The 21,020-nt window shown below is 65.6% G+C and carries 22 protein-coding genes and 1 tRNA gene; 8 read left to right on the top strand and 15 right to left on the bottom strand.

Translation table 11 applies throughout. The features are described 5' to 3' along the window. The coding region (locus L5G28_RS18435) for a hypothetical protein (RefSeq protein ID WP_237002801.1) at positions 1 to 297 on the top strand (297 nt) is incomplete at its 5' end. 174 nt (positions 298 to 471) lie between these two features. Here L5G28_RS18435 and L5G28_RS18440 read toward each other — a convergent pair. Next, positions 472 to 1,137, bottom strand: a complete 666-nt coding sequence (locus tag L5G28_RS18440; protein WP_236999151.1) for a TetR/AcrR family transcriptional regulator — start codon at positions 1,135 to 1,137, stop codon at positions 472 to 474. A 113-nt stretch (positions 1,138 to 1,250) separates the two neighbouring features. Here L5G28_RS18440 and L5G28_RS18445 point away from each other — a divergent pair, with 113 nt between their 5' ends. Next, positions 1,251 to 2,483: an oxygenase MpaB family protein gene (locus L5G28_RS18445; RefSeq protein ID WP_237002802.1), complete on the top strand. Its 1,233-nt coding sequence runs from the start codon at positions 1,251 to 1,253 to the stop codon at positions 2,481 to 2,483. 52 nt (positions 2,484 to 2,535) lie between these two features. On the opposite strand, the gene L5G28_RS18450 is transcribed toward L5G28_RS18445, so the two are convergent. From L5G28_RS18450 to L5G28_RS18505, 12 genes are all read right to left on the bottom strand, one after another. After that, positions 2,536 to 3,330: an enoyl-CoA hydratase/isomerase family protein gene (locus L5G28_RS18450; RefSeq protein WP_237002803.1), complete on the bottom strand. Its 795-nt coding sequence runs from the start codon at positions 3,328 to 3,330 to the stop codon at positions 2,536 to 2,538. Next, the gene (locus tag L5G28_RS18455; protein ID WP_308191996.1) at positions 3,330 to 4,208 is read right to left on the bottom strand and encodes a 3-hydroxyacyl-CoA dehydrogenase family protein; all 879 of its coding nucleotides are present in this window, start codon (positions 4,206 to 4,208) and stop codon (positions 3,330 to 3,332) included. Before L5G28_RS18455 ends, L5G28_RS18450 begins: the two co-directional genes overlap by 1 nt. Beyond that, positions 4,205 to 4,753, bottom strand: a complete 549-nt coding sequence (locus tag L5G28_RS18460; RefSeq protein ID WP_237002804.1) for a DUF6158 family protein — start codon at positions 4,751 to 4,753, stop codon at positions 4,205 to 4,207. Before L5G28_RS18460 ends, L5G28_RS18455 begins: the two co-directional genes overlap by 4 nt. Before the next feature lie 55 nt (positions 4,754 to 4,808). Continuing rightward, on the bottom strand, positions 4,809 to 5,369 hold the full coding sequence (locus L5G28_RS18465) for a gamma carbonic anhydrase family protein (protein WP_237002805.1): 561 nt from the start codon (positions 5,367 to 5,369) through the stop codon (positions 4,809 to 4,811). Continuing rightward, positions 5,366 to 6,247 (bottom strand): amidohydrolase family protein, encoded by an 882-nt coding sequence (locus tag L5G28_RS18470; protein WP_237002806.1) that lies wholly within the window; start codon positions 6,245 to 6,247, stop codon positions 5,366 to 5,368. The genes L5G28_RS18465 and L5G28_RS18470 overlap by 4 nt, the downstream gene beginning before the upstream one ends. Before the next feature lie 11 nt (positions 6,248 to 6,258). Continuing rightward, a complete protein-coding gene (fdxA, locus tag L5G28_RS18475) occupies positions 6,259 to 6,588 on the bottom strand; it encodes a ferredoxin (RefSeq protein ID WP_236999145.1) in 330 nt (109 codons plus the stop codon). Between the two features lie 8 nt (positions 6,589 to 6,596). Next, complete coding sequence (locus L5G28_RS18480) at positions 6,597 to 7,634, bottom strand: NAD(P)/FAD-dependent oxidoreductase (RefSeq protein WP_372477256.1); 1,038 nt, start codon at positions 7,632 to 7,634, stop codon at positions 6,597 to 6,599. Then, entirely contained in the window at positions 7,631 to 9,220 is a 1,590-nt protein-coding gene (locus tag L5G28_RS18485) for a benzoate-CoA ligase family protein (protein ID WP_237002807.1), read from the bottom strand. The genes L5G28_RS18480 and L5G28_RS18485 overlap by 4 nt, the downstream gene beginning before the upstream one ends. 2 nt (positions 9,221 to 9,222) lie before the next feature. Beyond that, complete coding sequence (gene boxC / locus L5G28_RS18490) at positions 9,223 to 10,923, bottom strand: 2,3-epoxybenzoyl-CoA dihydrolase (protein WP_237002808.1); 1,701 nt, start codon at positions 10,921 to 10,923, stop codon at positions 9,223 to 9,225. A 46-nt stretch (positions 10,924 to 10,969) separates the two neighbouring features. Continuing rightward, positions 10,970 to 12,463 (bottom strand): benzoyl-CoA 2,3-epoxidase subunit BoxB, encoded by a 1,494-nt coding sequence (boxB, locus tag L5G28_RS18495; protein ID WP_237002809.1) that lies wholly within the window; start codon positions 12,461 to 12,463, stop codon positions 10,970 to 10,972. 58 nt (positions 12,464 to 12,521) lie between these two features. After that, on the bottom strand, positions 12,522 to 14,072 hold the full coding sequence (gene paaZ / locus L5G28_RS18500) for a phenylacetic acid degradation bifunctional protein PaaZ (protein ID WP_237002810.1): 1,551 nt from the start codon (positions 14,070 to 14,072) through the stop codon (positions 12,522 to 12,524). Positions 14,073 to 14,316: 244 nt separating this feature from the next. Beyond that, positions 14,317 to 15,234 (bottom strand): PaaX family transcriptional regulator, encoded by a 918-nt coding sequence (locus L5G28_RS18505; protein ID WP_237002811.1) that lies wholly within the window; start codon positions 15,232 to 15,234, stop codon positions 14,317 to 14,319. A gap of 187 nt (positions 15,235 to 15,421) precedes the next feature. On the opposite strand from L5G28_RS18505, the gene L5G28_RS18510 reads away from it, so the two are divergent. The 5 genes from L5G28_RS18510 (at position 15,422) to L5G28_RS18530 (ending at position 19,102) form a co-directional block, all read left to right on the top strand. Further along, complete coding sequence (locus L5G28_RS18510; RefSeq protein ID WP_236999137.1) at positions 15,422 to 15,994, top strand: acetate uptake transporter family protein; 573 nt, start codon at positions 15,422 to 15,424, stop codon at positions 15,992 to 15,994. 68 nt (positions 15,995 to 16,062) lie between these two features. Next, positions 16,063 to 16,983: a homoserine O-acetyltransferase MetA gene (gene metA, locus L5G28_RS18515; RefSeq protein WP_237002812.1), complete on the top strand. Its 921-nt coding sequence runs from the start codon at positions 16,063 to 16,065 to the stop codon at positions 16,981 to 16,983. Positions 16,984 to 17,027: 44 nt separating this feature from the next. After that, positions 17,028 to 17,702, top strand: coding sequence for a hypothetical protein (locus L5G28_RS18520; RefSeq protein WP_237002813.1), 675 nt, complete (start codon positions 17,028 to 17,030; stop codon positions 17,700 to 17,702). Between the two features lie 291 nt (positions 17,703 to 17,993). Beyond that, positions 17,994 to 18,524, top strand: a complete 531-nt coding sequence (locus L5G28_RS18525; RefSeq protein ID WP_237002814.1) for a helix-turn-helix domain-containing protein — start codon at positions 17,994 to 17,996, stop codon at positions 18,522 to 18,524. Beyond that, positions 18,524 to 19,102, top strand: a complete 579-nt coding sequence (locus tag L5G28_RS18530; RefSeq protein ID WP_237002815.1) for a PIN domain-containing protein — start codon at positions 18,524 to 18,526, stop codon at positions 19,100 to 19,102. Before L5G28_RS18525 ends, L5G28_RS18530 begins: the two co-directional genes overlap by 1 nt. Positions 19,103 to 19,609: 507 nt before the next feature. On the opposite strand, the gene L5G28_RS18535 is transcribed toward L5G28_RS18530, so the two are convergent. Both L5G28_RS18535 and L5G28_RS18540 read right to left on the bottom strand, forming a co-directional pair. Further along, positions 19,610 to 19,681: transfer RNA gene (locus L5G28_RS18535), tRNA-Gln, on the bottom strand. Positions 19,682 to 19,763: 82 nt separating this feature from the next. Continuing rightward, on the bottom strand, positions 19,764 to 20,039 hold the full coding sequence (locus L5G28_RS18540; protein ID WP_236999127.1) for a hypothetical protein: 276 nt from the start codon (positions 20,037 to 20,039) through the stop codon (positions 19,764 to 19,766). 289 nt (positions 20,040 to 20,328) lie between these two features. Between L5G28_RS18540 and L5G28_RS18545 the strand changes: the two genes are divergently transcribed. Next, positions 20,329 to 21,000 carry a GntR family transcriptional regulator gene (locus tag L5G28_RS18545; RefSeq protein ID WP_237002816.1) on the top strand — a complete coding sequence of 224 codons (672 nt, stop codon included), beginning with the start codon at positions 20,329 to 20,331 and terminating at the stop codon, positions 20,998 to 21,000. The last annotated feature ends 20 nt before the right edge of the window (positions 21,001 to 21,020 follow it).

Below are 21,020 nucleotides of genomic sequence, written 5' to 3' on the forward strand. Positions count from 1 at the left end.
CCCCAAAAAAGGGCCAGCAATTTCAACACAAGCCAGAAAGCAAAACCTGACCAATCCAAAAAAACTGACAAAAACAAAAAACTAACAAACAAAAATGTCCGTCAAAAATTCATCCCTGCCACAAAAATACAAAAAATGTGGCACAAGAAAAATCCATCACACACTATCGAGTTCTCAAAGAACACACACCCACCAGCACCAACCCAACACAATCAGGCCGAACTCCAGCGAACACATATTGTTATATCAACCGTTTCAGGCCGACCTTTCCAGAGTAGCAGCACCCTGATTTGCTGAGCAAACCGGTGGATTCTGACCGCTCCGGTCCCGCACGACGTCCGCCATCCGATCGCGAGATCATCTGGCGGAGAAGTTTGGGGGTTTGTCTTCGCGGCCGTGCCGCTCTGACTGGACATAAGTTACGCACATCCAAACGGAGCGTCAAATCCGCTGGTCAGACGGGTGCGAATGTCAGTCAGTCGGAACCTTGAGCATCGGGAGCAGGTATGAGCGAGCGAGCTGTTCCAGCTGAGCAGTGTCGTCGAGCCGTACCTGTCCGCCCGGCGTGGTCACGAACGAGCCGGTGAGGCGAGCGATCAGTTCTGCGGCCATGTCCGGATCCACCGAGGGATCGAGGTTGCCGGCCTGCTGCTCCCTACCAAGTGCGGTCGCTACGAACTGGCTGACCGCATACATGTTCCGTCCGCCACCGCCTCCGACCAGTCCGGGAACGAGCGCCGGGTCGTCTGCGATCAATCGCTTGATAAGCGGGTTGGACCAGATCTGTTGAATCGAGGTGACGAATCCGGTGACCAGTCGTTCAGCGAAGGTGTCAGCTTCGGCCATAGCCTTCTGAAAGTAGGCGAAGTATTCCGACAGTTCGTGCGCGATGACCTCGTCGACGAGTGCATCTTTGCTATCGAACTTTCGGTAGATGGTGATTCGGGACGTGCCCGCACGCTTCGCGACGTCTTCCATCGAGGCTCCGGAGACCCCGTCGATACAGAACTGCTCATAGGCGGCGACCAGTAGCTTCTCCCTGGTCGCGTCGGCCGATCGGCCCGGTGGCGCACTGATCGCACGTTGCGTCGCACGCTCGAACAGCGTGGGCGGCACGGTCGCCTTCTCGATCGTCATCGGTTCGACCCTACCTCCCGATGTCGCGGGCTTGTGACGGAGACCACTGAATGCTAGGAATGTTACACAGTCAGTTTCGTTGTTTCATATCGGCCGGATCGGGACGGGAAGAAATGGAAGACCTCACACGTCGACGCGTACTGCAAGCGGGAGCTGGCGCGGGGGCCGCGCTCCTCGCCGCACCCGCATTTCCGTGGACCTCCGGGCCAGCGGAAGGCTCGCCCGGTTCTAGGCCCGGGGTCGGTGCGAAACACACTGACGCGAAACACACTTGGGATGACGAGCCCGACGAACTCATCGCCGACATCTACCGACATCGCGACGTCACCAAGGTGAACAACGCTCTGCGCGGATGGACCAAGAACGGTCAGGCTCTGCCGAAGTCACTGCCCTCGGATCTGCGGGCCTTCATCGAGAACGCACGCGAGCTCCCCGAGTGGGCAGACCGGGGCAAGCTCGCCGATGCGGTCACTTTCAATCAGAAGCGCGGCACCTATCTCGGAGCTCTCTACGGGTTCGCGAGCGGGATGATGAGCGCCGTCATCCCCCACGAGGCGATGGTCGTCTACTACTCGCGCGGCGGCGCCGCCCTGAAGGACCGGATCTCCAAGACCGCCAAACTCGGGTACGACATCGGTTCGCTCAACGCGTACCAAGACAGCGGCGAGATGGCAGTGACCTGTGTGAAGACGCGGCTCATCCATTCGGCGGTCCGGCACCTGCTACCCGAGCAGCACCAATGGTCCTCACGCATGCCGTACCAGGAGAAGCCGATCACCCAGGCCGATCAAATGGTGACCTGGCACAGTCTGCCGACCACCGTCATGCGGATGCTCAAGCGCTGGCAGGTTCCGATCGATCCGGCGGAGTCGGCCGGATTCCTGCATTCGTGGCAGGTCGCAGGACACATGCTCGGCATCCAGGACGGCCTCATCCCCGCCACTTGGTCGGACGCCGAAGCGCAAGCGAAGATCGCGCTCGACCCTGTCCTCAAGGGCACCCCGGAAGGCCGCAAGCTCGCCGACATGCTGCTCGATCTCGGCTTCAACCTGGATCTCAGCCTGCTGTCGCGCGGCGTCCTCGGCGCCCTGACCCGTTTCATGCTCGGCGACAGGATCGCGCGCGAACTGCGCATCCCCCGTGAGCCGGTCTGGGATCCACTGCTCGAGACCGCGTGGGGCCCGTTCATCCTCGTCCGCGAAGGCATCCTGCAGGCCGGCATGCCGAAGGAGGCGTACTGGACGTTCGACGAGATGCTGCGCCAGTTCGTCCTCCTGTACATCTCCGAGCTGCGCATGCCCATCACCATCGAACTGCCGTACACGAACAATCCGAACTACAGGTAGTTCACCCGTACTCGCCCCGGGGGCCTTGGAAGGAGGGGCGGACCGTCCGACATCACTGGCTGTCGGACGGTCCGCCGTCACTCACGACCAGCAGCGAGCCCAGGGCCTCTGAACTCTTCCGGTCCAGGAAGGCGGTCATCCGCCGATGCTTCTCGTCGGTCTCGAAGAGGACGGCCTGCGCGACGTTGTCGAAGGCAGGGTGCGCGGACCTGGGCATCCGCAGAGCGAGCTTGGTCATTCGGAGTGCGAGCGGCGCGTTCTGAAGCATCCGGTCGATCCAACGGTTGGCGGTCGGTAGAAGGTCGTCGGGTTCGACGACCTCGTTGAGCAGCCGCACGTCGAGCGCCTCGCTGGCATTCAAGGTGCGTCCGGCGAGCAGAATCTCCTTGGCGAGCGGCTCGCCGACGAGTTCGGTGAGCCGCCACGAGGCCCCGGCGGCGGCGAGGATCCCGAGACCGGCCTCCGGATTGCCGAGCCTGACGCTCGGTGTGCCGATCCGGAAGTCGCACGCGTACGCCAACTCCGCTCCCCCGCCGAGCGCGAACCCTGCGACAGCGGCGACCGTCGGCATCGGCAGAGCCGCGATCCGGTCGAAGACCCCCGAGTTCACCCCGGCCAACGCATCGACGTTCCGTCGCTCGCGTAACTGGCCAATGTCGGCGCCGCCCGCGAAGATCTCCGCCCCGCCCGTTACGAGCAGCGGTTTCGGGTTCTTCTCCACCTGGTCGCAGACAGCGTGGAGTTCGGCGACCATCTCCGCGTCGATCGCGTTCCGCGTCGCGGGCCGGTCCAAGGTGATGACGACCCGGTCGTCGAGGGTCTCGACCGTGAGACGTTCGTCGCTCATCAGTCGTCCCACTCGTAGAACCCGCGGCCAGCCTTACGGCCGAGGTCACCGCGTTCGACCATGTCGACCATCAACTGCGGCGGTGCGAACCGCGATCCCAACTCCTGCTCGAGATACCGCGCGACTCCGAGACGCACATCGACGCCGACGACATCCGTCAACTTCAACGGCCCCATCGGATATCCGTAACCGAGCTCCATCGCGGCATCAATGTCGGCGGCCGCCGCGACACCGTCTTCGACCATCCGGATCGCTTCCAGACCGACCGCGACACCGAGTCTGCTGCTCGCGAAGCCGGGAGCGTTGCGCACCACGACAGGCGTCTTGCCCAGAGCACGCACCCAGCCGGCGGCACGCTCGGTGAGCGCGGCGTCGGTGGCGTCTGCGTAGACGACCTCGATGAGCTTGCTGGCCGGTACCGGATTGAAGAAGTGCAGTCCGACGAGGCGTGTCGCGTCGCGCATCGCCGCGCCGAGCACGTCGAGCGAGATGCTGCTCGTGTTGGTCGCGATCACCGCGTCGTCGGCGACGACGCCTTCCACGCGGCCGAGGGTCTCGGTCTTGAGCGCGATGTCCTCGGGAACGGCTTCGACGACCAGACTCGCTGATGCGAGATCACCGGCCTCCGTCGTGTGCTTGAAGCTCGCGAGTACGCGCGCCGCATCGTCGAGAACGCCACGCTTCACACTCGCGTTCACGGCGCGTTCCACCCGCTCGCGTGCTCCGGCAGCCGCGTCGTCGTCGCGTTCGAGCACCGTCACCGAACTGCCCGCTAGGAGAAGCGCGTGGACAATCCCCGCGCCCATGCGTCCACCGCCCACCACCGCGGAGACTTCCGGAAGCGCGGGGACTTCGGGGAGCGCAACCGAGCCGGTCACTCGCCCGCCTCCGCCAACCGAGCGCGACCCGCATCAGTCAGCACCCGGTCGGACTGCTCCGTGATCAACAGCGGCGGATCGGACTGGTACAGCTTCGCCAACGCGGACCGCTCCAAGCCGACCTCACGCGCCGCCTGATGCACCTCGAGCTTGTGCATGTGGCCGCCGTCGGCCGCCGCGATCCGCGACAGCAGCGCGACGGCCGGGTCGGCTCCATGGTCCGACGGCCCGCCGGACGCGGCGGGCTCGTGGTCGAGCAAAGCCGTGATCTGCACCAGGATGCCGCGCAACGCCTGCTTGAGGACGTCCAGCTCAGACCGCTCGCCGGCCGCACCGCCCGACCCCTGCCAGGTGCGCATCGGATGCCTACGCAGATACTCCTGCTCCAACTCCAGCATTCGCGCCGTGTGCGTCGCGAACTGTTCGGCGGTGCCGTTGAGAAAGACCCAGTTGCGCGTCTCATGCGCGGTCGTGCCCTGCTGTTCGAGGTCGGCGTCGCTCAATTCGCGCGCCGGGCGGCCGGTGAGGCCGGTCGTGGGGGTCATGGCGTCTCCTGTGCGTGGGTTGATGGTCGTGGGGTGAGGTCTCGACTTCGCTCGACTAGCGAGGTTCTCGACTCTTCTCGGGGAGCAGTTCGGGTTCGCAGGGACGGAGGTGAGCGCGGAAACGGCTCGCGTTCTCGCGGTACTCTTCGACGCCATACGCGATCCACGCCGAATGGTCGTCGCCGACGACACCGCGGGGCCGGGCGGGAACACCGAGCAGCATCGTTCGCGGCGGCGCGACGGTGTCCTCCGCGACGAGTGCCTGTGCGCCGACCACACTGTCGTCGCCGATCTGCGCGCGGTTGAGAACTACCGAACCCGAGCCGATCAGGCAGCGGTCGCCGACAGCGCAGCCTTCCAGGTGGACGATGTGCCCGACGACGCAGTCGTCGCCGATGATCGTCGGCCACTCCTGCGTGGTGTGCAGCACTGTGTTGTCCTGAATCGAGGTGCGTTCACCGATCAGGATCGTGCCCAGGTCGCCGCGGAGGACTGCTCCGGGCCACACCGACGCCTCCGCGCCGATCGTGACGCGGCCGATGACGACGGCCATCGGGTGGACGTACGCGGTCGGATGGACGAGCGGAGTCGAATTGCCGAGAGCATAGAAGGTCATGGCGTCTCCTTCACGGCAGCGAGATGGTCGAGCCCGGCGTACACGCGCATCGCGTTGCCTCCGAGGACGAGGTCGGCCGTCTTTTCGTCGAGTCCGACGTCAACGACGGCCCGCGCGTTCGCTGCGACGCCGGGCACCCCCGGCCAGTCGGTGGCGAAGATCCACTTCTGCGACAGGCGTTTCAAGCTGAACTTCGAGTAGTAATCAGGCAGTCGTTTCGGCGGCAGACCCGACAGCTCGATCCACACGGTCTCGTACGACAGCGCCATGAAAGCCGCTGCGTCGTACCACCATCCGCGGCCGCCGTGCGCGAGCACGACGTTCAAACTCGGGAAGTCGCGGACCACCGGGAGCAGGATCTCCGGGTCGGCCAACTCGTTCATCGATCCGGGGAAGGTACTCGTACCGCAGTGCACGATCAGCGGCACATCGCGTTCTGCCAGCACCTGGTAGGCGGGGTACAGCGCCCGGTCGTCACACCGAAACCCGCCGTGGACAGGGTGCAGCTTGAGCGCGGCCGCGCCATGATCGAGTTGGCGGGACAGCTCTCTCGCGATCGGGAAGTGCAGGTGCGGGTTGACGTTGGCCACCGGACGGAACCGCACCGGGTTGTGCTCGACGAGCGGCAACAGGTCGTCGAAGAGCTGCATGCCCGTCGCCTTCGGACTGTACTCGCACAGCAGGAGTGCGGCGTCGACGCCCTGCGCCGCGAAGACTGCGTCGAGCTGCGCCGGGATCGGCGCCCCACCGGCGTCCCACACCGTCTCCAACAGCCCGTCCGGGCCGAACTCGCGCGCCCAATCCACCCATGCCGGAGCAAGCGTGTCGAGCATCGGGACGTGGACGTGCGCGTCGACGAGCAGGTGTCGGTCAAGCACGGCCCGTCACCTCACCGGTCCGCGACCATCGGCGTGTCGACGCCGAGCGGTCCCACTTTGTGCGCGCCACCCGGAGCACCGAGCGGCTCATCGCGTCCGGGCAGCGCGAGTTCGAAGAACGCGCGGTTGTCGGCGATGAACTCCTCGTCGTCGTCGGGCACCCGGCGGTCCTGGCTGATCGCCTCCACCGGACACACCGGCTCGCACGCGCCGCAGTCGATGCACTCCTTCGGATTGATGTACAGCTTGCGGTCGCCCTCGTAGATGCAGTCGACGGGGCACTCCTCCGTGCAACTGCGGTCCATGGTGTCGACACAAGGACTGGCGATGACATAAGGCATGACTTCTCCTAGTGAGGGTTGTCCGTGGAATGACCCGGAAACAGCATCGCGTCCGGATCGAGGTGGACGGCGGCGTTGTTCACCGCAGTTGCGACCTCCCCGAAACCGACGGCGATCAGCCGGACCTTGCCGTCGTAATCGGTGATGTCGCCCGCCGAGAACACACCCGGGACATTGGTGCGCATCGCCGAATCGACGACGAGGTGCCGGTTGTCGTGCAACGCCAGACCCCAATCGCGCAACGGGCCGAGGTTCGCGGTGAATCCGAGAGCGGCGACGACACGCTCGCATTCGAGCACCGTGGTGCCTCCGCCTTTCGTCTCGACGACCGCCTTTTCGATACCGCCCCCGCCTTCGAGGCCAGCGACCTGCGCGTTGATCATCACCGAGATCTCTGGGTGCGTGAGCACCTTGTCGACGCTCGCCTGATGCGCACGGAACTTGTCGCGTCGGTGCACCAAGGTGACGCTGCGGGCGATCGGCGTCAACATGAGACACCAGTCGACGGCCGAGTCGCCGCCGCCGACCACGACGACGTTCGCGTCGTGGAACGGTGTCGAGTCGGGCACGAAATAGTCCAACCCGCGACCGAGGAACTCTTCGCCCGCCGGCAGCGGACGCGGCGTGAACGTGCCGATCCCGCCGGTGATGACCACCGCCCCGGCATCGACTATCGAGCCGTCCGACAGTCCGACGAGATGCCTGCCGTCGGCGGACGTCTCGTGCGTCTGCGCCTCCCGCCCGAGCAGATATGTCGGGTGGTACTGCCCCGCCTGTTCGACGAGGTCGGCGACGAGCCGGCGGCCGGTGACCGCCGGGAACCCGGCGATGTCGTAGATCTCCTTCTCCGGATACATCGCGGTGATCTGACCGCCGAGCTGACTCAACGAGTCGACGACGGCGACGCTCAGACCGCGAGCACCCGCATAGTAGGCGCCGAACAAGCCGACCGGACCAGCGCCGATGATGAGGATGTCAACAGTAGTGTCCCCCGTCGCTTCGCTCGCCCCGGTCACATCCCCCGTCGCTTCGCTCGCCCCGGTCACAACACCGCTCCCGTCAGCTCGCCCGCACCGTCCGCGAGTTGCTCGCGGACACGGAATCGTTGAAGTTTCCCCGTTGCCGTCTTCGGCAGCGATGCCGCGAAGACGATGCGCCGCGGCGCCTTGAAGTGCGCCAGCCCGTCGCGACACCAAGTGATCAGTTCGGTTTCGTCGACGCCGCCCGCAGATTCGGACAGGACGACGGCTGCGACCGGCTTGTCGAGTCCGTTTGCGTCGGCGACACCGACGACGGCCACCTCAACGACCGCCGGATGTTCCAGCAGTCGGGACTCGACCTCCGACGGCGACACCCAGATGCCGCCAGCCTTCACCATGTCGGAGTTGCGTCCCAGACACGTGTAATCGCCGTTCTCGTCGCGCACATACGTGTCGCCGGTGATCAGCCATTCCCCGCGGAACACCTGACGGGTGGCGTCGGTGCGCCGCCAGTAGCCCAGGGCGATCGATTCGCCGCGCACCTGCAGCGCGCCGGGCGTCCCGTCGGCGACGGGTTCGCCGTCGTCGTCGCATATCCGCAGCTCGTAACCGGGGACTGCGGTGCCCGTCGTGCCAGGGACGATGTGGTCGGGCCGGTTCGACAAAAAGATATGCAGTGCCTCGGTCGATCCGATGCCGTCGATGATGTCGACGCCGAACCGTTCTTTGAAACGGCGCAGTAGCGGCGCCGGCAGCGGTTCGCCCGCCGACGTCGCGAGCCGCACCGACGCGAACGCGTCATCGGCGAGGTCGCTGTTGAGGAGCCCGGCGTAGAAGGTGGGCACCCCGCAGAACAGGGTCGGCTTCTCTGCGGCGACCCGTTCTGCGACGATCGCGGGCGTCGGGCGACGGCGCTCCAAGATCGTGGTCGCGCCCACCGACAGCGGGAAGAAGACCGAATTGCCGATGCCGTACGCGAAGAACATCTTGGCGACCGACAGACAACGGTCGTCGCGGGTGATGCCGAGGACCCGGCTGCCGTACGTCTCGCAGACGTGGCGGATGTTGGCGTGCCGGTGCATCGCTGCCTTCGGAGAGCCTGTCGTGCCCGACGTGTATAGCCACAGCGCCCACGAGTCGTCGGCGGTGTGCACGTTCTCGCGCAGGTCAGGCGCTGCGGCGCCCCCGCTGGCGACGAATGCGGGCCACGACCATCCGGTCACGCCGTCCGGCACGCGCAGGTCGCCCGCGCCGTCGAGGACGACGGTGCCGACGTCCGGCGCCGCGGCCAGCCCCTCGTTGACGGCATCGACGAACTCTGCGCTGCACACCACCAGATGCGCCCCCGCATCGGCCATGATCTTGCCGAGCTCGGCGCCAGTGAACATCGTCGAGATCGGCACCGCGACGACGCCCGCGCGGAACGCGCCGAGTATTGCCGCAAGCATCGGGACGTCGTCGGCCATCACGATGAGCACGCGGTCGTCACGGTGCAGGCCGCTCGCCCGATAGGCGGCGGCGACATCGCCGATCAGCCGATCGAGCTCGGCGTAGCTGACGGTGCGGGATCCGACCGCGCACGTCCGGTCCCCGTCGCCAGCGTCGACGCGCCGAGTGACGAGGTACTCGGCGGCGTTGAAGTAGTCGGTCATGATCACACCCGGCCGAAGTCGTACTCGCCGCGCTGACCGCTGCCGTACCTGCGGAGTGCACCGTCTGGTCCGGAAGCGTTGGGGCGGATAAAGATCCAGTTCTGCCACGCGGTGAGGCGACCGAAGATCTTGGTCTCCATCGTCTCCGGTCCGACGAAGCGGTGGTTGGCCTCCATGCCGGTCAGCGAGTCCGGTGAGAGCGCGGCCCGCTCCTGCAGGACGATGCGCAGTTCGTCGTCGAAGTCGATGTCGTCGAGGGCCATCGTCACCAGGCCCGCGGTGTCGGCTGCCGCCGCGTCGAGGTCGGAGCCGATAGCGGCGCGGGCGGCGGCCAGGTCGTGCTCACACCCCCAGAAGCGGGACTCGATGCGCGAGAGACAGTTGCCCATCGGGTAGACGCCGTCGTTGGACGCAGTCAGCCGGATCGTCGCGGGGGCGGCATCGGGATCGATATCCTCGTAGACGCCGTCGAGCATGTACTGCCGGTCGGCGGCCAGCGCGATCTCGGCGAGCAACCCGACGAAGGCGCTGCCCGGTTCGATCACGGCGATCAGGCTGCGGCTGGTCACGTCCAGCCGCTTCATGACTCGCTTGTAGTAGTGGCGGACCTCGCCGACGAACCAGTGGTCGCCGTTCTCCAAGAGTTGAGCGTCGTAGGCGAGCGCGTTGCCTGCGTCGCCGACCACCCGGAGCACCCATGTGCCCAACAGGTTCTCGTTGGTACGCAGATGCAGGATCAGATCGTCGAGTTCACGAGACACTGCCAACGGCCAGTAGTCGACGCCCTGCGCGAGCGCCGCCGCAGCGTCGGCGGGCGGTGCGTCGGTCGGCGCGTGGACGGTGAACTCCACTTTGCGGCCCGCACGATCCAGGGTCGCAGACAGGTGAGGATAGGTGATCTCGGTATCGGTGATCTGCCGGTCGAGCGGCGTCAACGCGACGCCCGGACCGCCTGGGCGGTGCGACGACGCTGCCCGTTCGTGAGCCCGCGCGGTGACGGCTTCGTCGAACGCGTTGCGCGGAACCGTCGAGTCGATGAGGCCCCATTGGACGGCGGTGTCGCCGCGGTAGCCTTCCGATTTCGTAGCGAACATGTCGGCACGATCTTTACGAACGTGCCGCTTGTCGACGACGCGGGTCAGCCCGCCGGTGCCGGGGAGGACGCCGAGCAGCGGGACCTCGGGCAGCGAGACGGTCGACGAGTTGTCGTCGACGAGAATGATCTCATCGCACGCCAACGCCACCTCGTAGCCGCCGCCGGCCGCGGTGCCGTTGAGCGCCGCGATCCACGTCTGGCCGGAGTTCTCGGTCGCGTCCTCGATGCCGTTGCGGGTCTCGTTGGTGAACTTGCAGAAGTTGACCTTCCACGAGTGCGGCGACTGCGCGAGCATCCGGATGTTGGCGCCTGCACAGAACATGCGCTCGAGTCCACCGGTCAGGATCACCGATTTGACCTCGGGATGTTCGAATCGGAGTCGTTGGACGATGTCGTACAGCTCGATGTCGACGCCGAGGTCGTACGAGTTCATCTTGAGCTGGTAGCCGGGCACCAGGCCGCCGTCCTCGTCGACTTTGAGGGTGACGGTGGCGATCTCGCCGTCGGTGGCGAGAGTCCAGTGCTTGTACTTGCTCGGGTCGGTGGCGAAGTCGACGACTGGCGGCGCGGTCTGTTCGGGTGCGGTGGGCTCGTCGAGAACGGTCATGGCGGAGTCCTTCGGATGGGTCGGGTGGGCTGTCGGGGCGCGGCGCTCAGGCCAGGCCCTCTTCGGCGAGGTGGACGTAGTCGAACTCGACGGGCTGCGAGTTGATTCCGGTCTTCGGCGGTGCGATCCAGCTGGCGAACTCGCCGTACTCGTACTCGGGCACCATGAGCGCGGCGACGGCCTGGCGGTCGGCATCCGACGGCAGCCAGCCGTCCTTGTGAGCTTCCCAGGCGGCCGCGTCGAGGACGTCGCCGTCCGGGCTGACGTGGACGTCGGCGTACACGCCGACCTTGCGGTGGAAGCCTTCATGAGGGAGCGTCAGACGCTGCTCGAGTTCGGCGTCCTCGAGTTCCTGATTCCATCGGGTTACGCCGTTGGCGCAGTCGGCGACGTACTCGTTGCGCAGATCGAGGTTCAACGATCCGAGCGCAGGCACCGTCTTCTCACGGATCTCGCCACCGTCGACATACGCCATGGTGCGCTCGTCGTCGAGGAGCGTGTGATCGTCCTTGCGACGCGTCTCCTGCCAGCGACCTTTGAGACCTTCGGAGTAGTAGTTGCCCGCATTGGTCGACTGTTCGGACCCGAACAGGTCCATCGACACCGAGAACTGGAAGTTCAGGTACTTCTGGATGATCGACAGCGGAATGACACCCGCCTCAAAGAGGCTCTTCTCGTCGTCGGTGCCGAGTTCCTTCATCTTCTGCGCGGTCTTCTCGACGGTGCGCTGGACGCCGGTGGTACCGACGAACATATGGTGCGCCTCTTCTTTGAGCATGAACTCGCAGGTGCGCGCCAGCGGGTCGAAGGCCGACTCTTTGAGGGTGCCAAGCTGGTATTTGCCGTCGCGGTCGGTGAAGTAGGTGAACATGAAGAACTGCAGCCAGTCGGTGGTCTCTTCGTTGAAGGCTCCGAGGATGCGCGGGTTGTCGAAGTCGCCGGAGTTTCGCTGCAGGAGCTTCTCGGCCTCCTCGCGGCCCTCGCGACCGAAGTACGCCTGGAGCAGGTAGACCATCGCCCACAGGTGGCGGCCTTCTTCGACGTTGACCTGGAACAGGTTCCGCATGTCGTAGATGCTCGGTGCCGTGCGGCCAAGGACCCGTTGCTGTTCGACGGACGCCGGCTCGGTGTCGCCCTGCACGACGATCAGCCGCATCAGGTCGGCGCGGTACTCGCCCGGCACCTCGTTCCAAACCGGTTCGCCCTTGTGCTTGCCGAAGTTGATCTTCTTGTCGGGGTCGGCTTCGGCGAGGAAGATGCCCCAGCGGTACTCCTCCATCGGCACGTGATCGAAGTGCGCCCAGCCGTCACGGCCCACCGCGACCGCGGTGCGCAGGTAGACGTCCTTGGTCGGGATCGCCGGACCGAGGTTGCGCCACCAGTCGAGGAACTTGGGCTGCCAGCCTTCGAGCGCGCGTTGCAGGCGCCGGTCACCGGCGAGGTCGACGTTGTTCGGAATCTTCTCGCTGTAATCGATCTTGCTGAGGGGGCCGGTGGGCTTGGGTGCTTCGCCGGTGCGGTCAGTGGTGGAACTGGTCATGGTGTCTTCTCCTGTGTCGAGTGGAGTCGGGTCGTGCGGGAGGATGGGTTGGGGCAGGTCATCCGAGGGAACGCAGCAGGTCGGGCCCTGCTTGGACGGCGGTACGTTGCATGTGGTGCTGGACGGCGCGCAGTCCGCCTTCTTCTTCACCGCCGCCCGCGCGCCCCGGTCCGCCATGAACGAGTTGCGGCATCGGGATCCCGTGTCCGGTCGATTCAGGTGCACTGTCGCGGTCGACGACGAGGACGCGCCCGTGGTGGGCGGCGATGCCCAGGACGGTCGCACGGGCGAAGTCTGCGTCGCCGCTGACCACCGAGGCGGCCAGTGATCCCTGACCGCGCGCGACCTCCGCGATCACGTCGGCGGCCGACCCGTCGTACGGCAGAAGCGTGGAGACGGGGCCGAATGCTTCGATGTCGTGCGCTGCCTGCGACGTCTCGTCGCCGCGCAGCAGGATCGGGGCGAGGAACGCCCCGATCTCGGGGTCTGCGCCGACGACGTCGACAGTGGTCGGGTCGCCTGCGACGATCCGCGCGTCCGCGGCGAGTTCGGTGATCTTTGCGCGCACGTCGTCACGCTGGTCGGTGCCGACGAGGGCTCCCATCGTGACGCCGTCGGCGCCGGGGGCTCCGACGACCACGTCGGCAAGCCGGGCGGCGAGCGCATCCTGGACGGCGTCGAGGTGGGCGGACGGTACGAACGCGCGGCGGATGGCCGTGCACTTCTGGCCGGCCTTGGTGGTCATCTCGGTGACGACCTGGTCGACGTAGAGGTCGAACTCCGGGGTCCCGGGCGCAGCGTCCGGGCCGAGAACCGACGCGTTGAGCGAGTCGGCCTCGGCGGTGAAGCGGACGGAGCGTCCGACGACGCTCGGATGCGATCTCAGGCCGGCAGCGGTCGAGGCCGAGCCGGTGAATCCGACGCTGTCCTGGCCGTCGAGCAGGTCGAGGAGTCCGTTGACCGGTCCGGCGACGAACTGGAGCGCACCGTCGGGGAGGGCTCCCGATTCGACGATGATCCGCACCGCGTGCTCGGCGACGTACGCGGTCGGTGTCGCGGCTTTCGCGAGGGTGGGCACGCCCGCGAGAACTGCGGGAGCCAGCTTCTCTAGCATCCCCCAGACGGGGAAGTTGAAGGCGTTGATCTGGACCGCGACACCCAGGCGGGAGGTGAGGATGTGCTGTCCGAGGAACAGCCCGTGCTTGCCGAACGCCGTCGGCTCGGGGTCGTCGACGATGACAGTTCCGTCGGGGAGTCCTTTGCGTCCGAGTCCGGCGTAGACGAGTGCGGTGCCGAAACCGCCGTCGACGTCGACCTTCGCGTCAGCGCGCGTGGACCCGGCCTTCACGGACAGTTCGTACAGTTCGTCCTTGCGTTCACTGAGCGCGGCTGCGGCGGCTTTTAGCGACGCGGATCGTTCGGTGAAAGTCATTGCGCGGAGGGCGTTTCCGCCGGCGTCGCGAGCGTAGGCGAGGACGTCGGCGAAGTCGACGTCCGCGGCGGCGACTTCGGTGACCGGCGCACCGGTGACCGCGTCGCGCACGACGCGAGCGTCGCCTGCACCGGTACGCCATTCACCGGCGAGGTAGCTGGGGAGTGTGTCGACCACATCGGCTCCGTTCATGGGCTGCTATCGGGGTCTTCCATCTCAAAAACACTCTACAACTGTTTTGTACTTCGTCAAGATATTGTCACATCTTTAGGGTGACCTAACCCACTTGACCAGTGCGAAGTGCCCTGCCTGACTGCACAAATTCGAGGCACAGAGCGACAACAAGCGCTTAACCCTGCCGTTGGTGTCAGTGGGTGACACCAACGGCAGGGTTAAGCGCTACGAAGCGGGCGCGTCGCGCCTAGATGCGCTGTGCGGCGTCCGCTTGGAGTTCGTCCCAGCGAGCCTGCGCGCGACGATGCCACTGCGAATGGCGGTCATGGAAGACGGCGGCAGCGCGCGGACCGGGCCATTCGTGGTCGAGCAGTTCGCGCGGCAGATCGGGGTCGAGGAACGGGAATCGTCGCCATTCCTGGACCAACGCGACCTGAGCCGCGAATGCGTCGACTGCCGACTCCGCACGACGCTCCGAGAACAACCCGAGGAAGTCGAGGTAGCGGGACTCCACGTCGGCGAGATCCCACGCGGAGGAGACAAGCGACTTCTCGTCGCCGATACCCGAGGCCTCCCCGACCCACGAGAAGGCCTGACCCGTCAGACCGAGCTCGTCAACCACCCGTCGGACGCCCTCGACCTTCGAGGTGTCCGGAGTGATCCACAGTCCCGACTGCGGGGATCCCAAGCCGAGCCATGTGAACCGGGTCCGCAGCCGATGCCGCAGTTTGCGTTGCGTCTCGGGGATCGAGACGGCGAGTGTCAGCCATCTTCCGTCCCACGCCGGTGCGCTGCGCATGAAGCCGTAGATCCGTTCGGCGCCTTCAGTGAGGAGTTCGACACCCGAATCCGTCAGCTCCCACGCACTGCGTCGCCCGTGACGACTCGACGCGAGCAGCCCCTCCGACGAGGTGCGGGACAGCGCTTGGCGTGCCGCCCGCTCTTCGACGTCGTGGAGTGCCAACGCATCCAGGATCGTCGCTGTCCAGACCGGCTCCTGTCGCGGCAACGCGAACTCACCCAGGATCGTCAGCAGCAGCGAGCGAGCGCTGGCCGACCCGACCTCGCGTCGTCGGCTCAGGGGGTTTGACCCCCCGGCCACATGCTCCGCTGTCACATACCCCTCCTCGACGATCTGCGGCGACAACACCACCTGGTCAAGCACTATAACGCCCGTGCATACAGCGAAAAGCGAACGCGCGCCGCCCATTCGATCACCGTCCAGCGCGGGGCCCTCCGATTTCTTTCTACATTTCCATAACGTATCTCCACGTTTATGTATCATTCACCACACTCGCGTCGTCTGCGCGAGCCTCACCGCTCCCCTCTCTCGCCCTTCGTAAAGGACCCCCATGAGCACGTCATCGCATATCCCCGTCGGCCCCACGAACACCATCGGAGACCCCGGCGGAGCAGCCCTGTTCACGTTCGGACTCGCCCTCACCTGGGTCTTCTTCGCCGAGGTGGTCAATCACGACGCGATCGGCGCACTCGTCTTCGGACTCCTCGTCGGAGGGATCGGCCAGACGATCGGTGGTGTCCTCGCGATCATCCGCCGAGACAACTACCTCGGAAACCTGCTGATCACTTACGGCATCTGGCTGATCGGCTTCTTCCTTCTGTCGATCCACGAGCTCGGCAACGCCGACGCCCGGGCGTTCTGGTCGTTCGCACTCGTCATCCCGTCGGTATTCCTCGCGGTTCCGGCGATCCGCAGTGGAGCGACCGCGATCATCGTCGCGTTCGTCTTCCTCATCGCGCTCGAACTTTTCCTCGGTTTCTCCCTCCTGCACGGTGACGTCACGTGGCTGGGCAAGGCCGTCGGCTGGTCCGCACTCGCGTCGGCGCTGCCGATCTACTACCTGGGCTATGAGCGGCTGATGGGCGCCGTCGCACCGAAGTCGCCCGCCGCTGTCGCCGGCTGACGCATCGAAGGTGAACAGGGGAGGAACTGCCGAAGTCTCCCCTGGCCGCAGAACTACACTGGTCGACGATGCCTGTCACAATGCCGCACGAGCTTCCCGCCAGGGCGATCCTTGAGGCGGAGAACATCTTCGTCATGTCCGACGAGCGCGCCGGACATCAGGACATCCGGCCCATGCGGATAGCCATCTTGAACCTGATGCCGATGAAGGTCACCACCGAGACCCAGTTGCTGCGGCTCCTCAGTAACACCCCGCTGCAGATCGAGATCACGTTGCTGCATACGGCCAGCCATGTCTCGCGGACCACGTCGGCGGAGCACCTCGATTCGTTCTATTCGACGTTCGACGATGTGGCACACCAGCATTTCGACGGCCTCATCATCACTGGCGCACCGATCGAGAAGCTCGACTTCGAAGAAGTCGACTACTGGCCGGAGATGACGAGGATTCTCGACTGGACCCGCACCAACGTGCAGTCGACCCTCCACGTCTGCTGGGGCGCGCAGGCCGCCCTCTACCACCACTACGGTGTGGGCAAATACGAAGTGCCGCAGAAGATCTCCGGCGTCTTCAACCACCGGCTCACCGGCGCGAAGTCGCCGATCATCACCGGGTTCGACGACGAGTTCCTGGCGCCGCACTCGCGCCACACGGACGTCCACGCATCCGAGATCGAGGCGACCGGTGAGGTCGACGTGTTGGCCGTGAGCGAGGAGGCCGGAGTGTTCCTGGCGGCGACCGCGGACGGCCGTCAGATCTTCGTGACCGGCCACCCGGAGTACGACGCGGACACGCTGTACCGCGAGTATCGCCGCGACAGCGAGCATGGACTGCCGGTGCCGGTGCCGGTGCCCGCGCACTACTTTCCGGACGACGATCCCACCGCAGTCCCGCTCAACCGCTGGCGCGGACACGGACACCTGCTGTACGCGAACTGGCTGAACTACTGCATCTACCAGGAGACGCCGTTCGATCCGGCCGAGGACTGAATCGGCGGGTTTCGACGGCTGGACGGCGGAAAGGCGGCGCGATCATGGCGGCAAAAGATCGCAAGGAGTCATTGCTCGATCGGGCCGTGGAGAAACTGTTCGTCGGCTCGGGATCGGACGTGCCGTTTCTCATCCGACACGACTGGGCCCTCCCGGCCAGCATCTTCGGCGGCTGCGGCGCCTTCCTGATCCTCGTGGTGATCGCAGTCCTCCAAGGCTGGGCACCGGTACTCATGTGGATCGTCATCGGGATCGGCGTGGTCAGCACCCTCTTGATGCTCCCTACCTTTGTGCAGATGTTCAGGGCAACGCGCGGGCCGCTCCCGGCACTCGATCGGACGCCCCGCACGGCCAGAGTCACGCTGCACGCCGACGACGGCGACGGCGGGCAGATCCTCCTCGTCGAATACCGCGACAAGGACGGCCAGGGACGCGACGCGCAACTCGCCGACGTGATCCACGATTCCTGGGAGGATCGGTTCGTTCCTGGTTCACAGTGGCAGGTCTACGCCTTCCGCGACCCCGCGCTCGGCGACACCGTCGTATTCCTCACCGAAGCGCACAACGCCGTGTGGCGCAACGGGTGGAAGCTCGACGGTGTCCGCATCGGCGGTGAAAGCGGACCGGTCAAGCCCGGCCCTGGATCGCCGTTCCTGCGAGACGACTCGAAGTGGAAGTTCGAGTCGCGATCCAGACGACCGCGAGGTGGACGCGTCTAGCGACACGGAACGAGAGCGCGTCCGCCGTTGGGCCGACGGGAGCGGACCGCCACACTTCTGATCGTGGCCCGCGCCTAACCGGTAGAAGACACCCCCTGGTCCCGTCGCCGAAGAATGGGCGGACGGATCAGGCGTCCGCCCATAGCGAGACCCTCACCACGCCGCCCATCGGACTGATGTTGACCGCGCTGGCCGGTCGCCACTTGGACGACGTGGAGCGGAAAGCATCATCGGCCTAGCGCACCCACACCAGGTATTGCGTTTATTTCGATTAATCGGCAAACTGGATACATGAGCGCAGCCGCCGCACCCCGCAGAAAAGGAACGTTCTTCCCTCCGACAGACGCCACCAACCTCGACGCCCTCATGGACCTGTCGAAGTTCCTCGACCACCACGACGAGCCCGCCGCGCTCCTCGGTCCCGACGGGGAGCAAATCCCCCTACCGCTAGAGGTCTACAGCACGCTGACTCAGATCGTAGAAGCAATGCGTACTCACCGCGCGGTCGTTGTCGCTCCAGTCGATCAGAAGCTCTCGACGCAGGAAGCCGCCGATTACCTCGGTATCAGCCGCCCTACGCTCATCAAACTCCTAGAGAGCGGCAAAATCCCCCACGAGACCGTCGAGGGCAGCCGTCACCGGCGCGTAGAGCTGGGCGACCTACTCGACTATCGGTCGCAGCGCACTGTCAACCGGCGCAAGGCGCTGCAAGCTCTCGTGGACGACGCGGAGGAGAGCGGCCTGTACGACGTGCCCGCAGAGGACTACCACGACGCCATTCGCGCCGCTCGCCACCAGGTCGCCGAGGAGCTCAAGAAATAGTGGCGGGGTTTCGCGTGGTGCTCGACGCGTGCGTTCTGGTGCCGATCTACAAAGTAGATCTACTCCTCACTTTCGCCGAGCAACAGGCGTACTTCCCGCTGTGGAGCGACCGCATCATGGATGAGACTGTGCGCGGTATGCACCGGGCGACGAAGGGCCGTGTCTCCGAGGAAAGGGCACGCGCCCGCGTCAAAACCATGAACGACGCATTCGAGGACGCCTGCGTGGAAGGTTGGGAGCCCCTCGAAGCGGCGATCGCGGGAATGCCCGACCCCGATGACCGGCATGTTGTCGCAGCCGCCGTGAGAGGCCACGCGTCCGCTATCGTCACCGATAACATCAGTGACTTTCCGAACGCAGTCTTGGAGCCGTTGGGGCTCCAGACACGCAGCTCCGACCGATTCCTCCTCGACCTCGTTCATCGCGACCCGGCACGCGCCGTCGCCTGCGTGGCCCAAACCGCCAACAAACGTCGCAACCCACCGGTGACCACCGAGGCGTTCCTCGAAGCTCTCGCCGCCTCTGGCGCAAAGGGTTTCGTCCGAGAGATCACACCCTACTTCGAATCAGGGAGCTGACACACGAAGACCCAATACATGGCGGGACTTCGAAACGCGGTCGCGACTGGACAGAACGCTCAACGGAGGGTGTTCGCGGGGCGTCTTCAATCGCAGCGGCACCACGACGGAGGAGGGCATTCGCTCAGTGAGTACTCCAGCCTGATTATCCCGTCAGGCCACGACGAGTAGTGCCCGCTAAGACAGTGTGCGTCGAGTCATGGCGCCACTGTGCGGACCCTGCTGTCGTGGCCTCCTGGCACGATGGCGGACGGAGCTATGAAGCTTGGTCGACCTCGCGACCCACACTCCCACGCCGCGCTCTTACACCAAGTGCCGAGAGAGCGATCAAACATCGGTTCACGGTGATCGCGGGTGACCTTGATGCCGAACAGCCGGAGGTCGCCGAGTGTTGGCGAGGAACGGCTCTAAGGTGCTCATGCTCCACGGAGGACGCAGGTACACATTTAGTACACGTGACCCACTTGAGCGAATACGAACAACGCTGTCACCAGCGCATTCGTGTTGCTCCGCCGCCAGGACTCGAACCTGAAATGCCTGAACCAAAATCAGGAGTGTTGCCGATTACACCACGGCGGATTGCTGCGGCCTTGATTCTGCCACAGTGACTTCAGAGCCACGCACCGAGCCGACCGCGGTGGGTCGGCCCGGTCCCGACGGCTCAGTACAGGCTCGGCGCCGGCGAGCAGTTAGCCGGGAAGACGGCCGCCGTGGAATGCGGCATGACCACTGCGATCGACGGGTAGACGATCCCATTCGGGCAGGTGTAATTGCCGTAGCCGATGCCCACGGTGTCTCCGTGGTTGTGGCAGATCGAGCCTGTGCACACGATGTTCGGCGCTGCGTCGGCCGCGCCGACACCACCGAACATCGCGGCTGCGCCAACCCCGGCGAACAGGCCGGCTCCGGCGATCATCGTTCGGACACGTCGGTTCATATGGACTCCCCCTCGTACACGCCCCGGCATCTCCGGATGCGTCCCCTGCGCGTCGCATCGTTTCGCGACTCACCGACGGTGATTATGCCGTATCGGTCATACGCCCTGATCTCCGGCGCACCGTGGGGCCAGACCTTCGGCCGCGAGTCGCGCCCCGCCCCATATACGAAACGACGTCCATTCTGCGGATCCGGCCGCACGTCAGATCGTTCGAGCGCGGACGTTGCGGCCCTACCGCGGGGCCAGCGCAAGCATCCGCGACAAGTCATGTTTCATATATCATCCATCCGTGTCTACATCGGGTCCCGCGCGGCAGCAGTTGACGGACGAGGTCGCCGATCGGCTGCGGTGGAAGATCATGACTGGCGAGCTGGCCCCGGGCGGCTTCATCCGGCTCGACGAAGCCGCGGTCGAGTTCGGGTGCAGCGTGACCCCGGTGCGCGAAGCCCTCGTCGCCCTGCGCAGCGAAGGTCTGGTGCGAAGCTACGCACACCGGGGTTTCGCCGTCGCGGCACTCAGCCGACGAGACATCGTCGACATCTTCTGGATGCAGGCCGAGTTGAGTGCCCGAATGGCCATGCGCGTGCCGGAGAACTCGACTCTGACCACAGCCCTGCCCCGCCTGAACGAGATCGTCGACCGACTCGAGGTCGCCGTCGACGCCGGCAACGCGCGGGCGATCTCGGCGACCGAACGCGAATTCCACCGTGCGATCTACCGGTTGGCCGACAGCCCGAAAGCCGCCTGGCTGTTGGGTTCGATGGCCCGCTACAGCCCGTTCGAGCTGTACGCAGATGACCCGGAGTGGGGCCGACTCACGGTGGCCGGCCACCGCAGGCTCATCGCCATGATCGGCGACGACGACAAGCCGGGGATCCACGCCGAGGTGCGGGCTGCGTACACCGATGCACGCGACCGGCTCATCGCTCGTCTCGACGCAAGCGGCTTCTGGCAGGACTGACCGGGGCGTCGTTGACCCGG

The sequence above is a fragment of the Gordonia liuliyuniae genome (assembly GCF_021739025.1).
GTDB lineage: Bacteria > Actinomycetota > Actinomycetes > Mycobacteriales > Mycobacteriaceae > Gordonia > Gordonia liuliyuniae.

Coding starts and splice junctions, on each gene's coding strand:
- L5G28_RS18440 (WP_236999151.1), bottom strand. CDS start 1,137: ATGACGATCGAGAAGGCGACCGTGCCGCCCACGCTGTTCGAGCGTGCG.
- L5G28_RS18460 (WP_237002804.1), bottom strand. CDS start 4,753: ATGACCCCCACGACCGGCCTCACCGGCCGCCCGGCGCGCGAATTGAGC.
- boxC (WP_237002808.1), bottom strand. CDS start 10,923: ATGACCGTTCTCGACGAGCCCACCGCACCCGAACAGACCGCGCCGCCA.
- L5G28_RS18525 (WP_237002814.1), top strand. CDS start 17,994: ATGAGCGCAGCCGCCGCACCCCGCAGAAAAGGAACGTTCTTCCCTCCG.
- fdxA (WP_236999145.1), bottom strand. CDS start 6,588: ATGCCTTATGTCATCGCCAGTCCTTGTGTCGACACCATGGACCGCAGT.
- L5G28_RS18510 (WP_236999137.1), top strand. CDS start 15,422: ATGAGCACGTCATCGCATATCCCCGTCGGCCCCACGAACACCATCGGA.
- boxB (WP_237002809.1), bottom strand. CDS start 12,463: ATGACCAGTTCCACCACTGACCGCACCGGCGAAGCACCCAAGCCCACC.
- L5G28_RS18450 (WP_237002803.1), bottom strand. CDS start 3,330: ATGAGCGACGAACGTCTCACGGTCGAGACCCTCGACGACCGGGTCGTC.
- metA (WP_237002812.1), top strand. CDS start 16,063: ATGCCTGTCACAATGCCGCACGAGCTTCCCGCCAGGGCGATCCTTGAG.
- L5G28_RS18540 (WP_236999127.1), bottom strand. CDS start 20,039: ATGAACCGACGTGTCCGAACGATGATCGCCGGAGCCGGCCTGTTCGCC.
- L5G28_RS18485 (WP_237002807.1), bottom strand. CDS start 9,220: ATGACCGACTACTTCAACGCCGCCGAGTACCTCGTCACTCGGCGCGTC.
- L5G28_RS18520 (WP_237002813.1), top strand. CDS start 17,028: ATGGCGGCAAAAGATCGCAAGGAGTCATTGCTCGATCGGGCCGTGGAG.
- L5G28_RS18445 (WP_237002802.1), top strand. CDS start 1,251: ATGGAAGACCTCACACGTCGACGCGTACTGCAAGCGGGAGCTGGCGCG.
- L5G28_RS18465 (WP_237002805.1), bottom strand. CDS start 5,369: ATGACCTTCTATGCTCTCGGCAATTCGACTCCGCTCGTCCATCCGACC.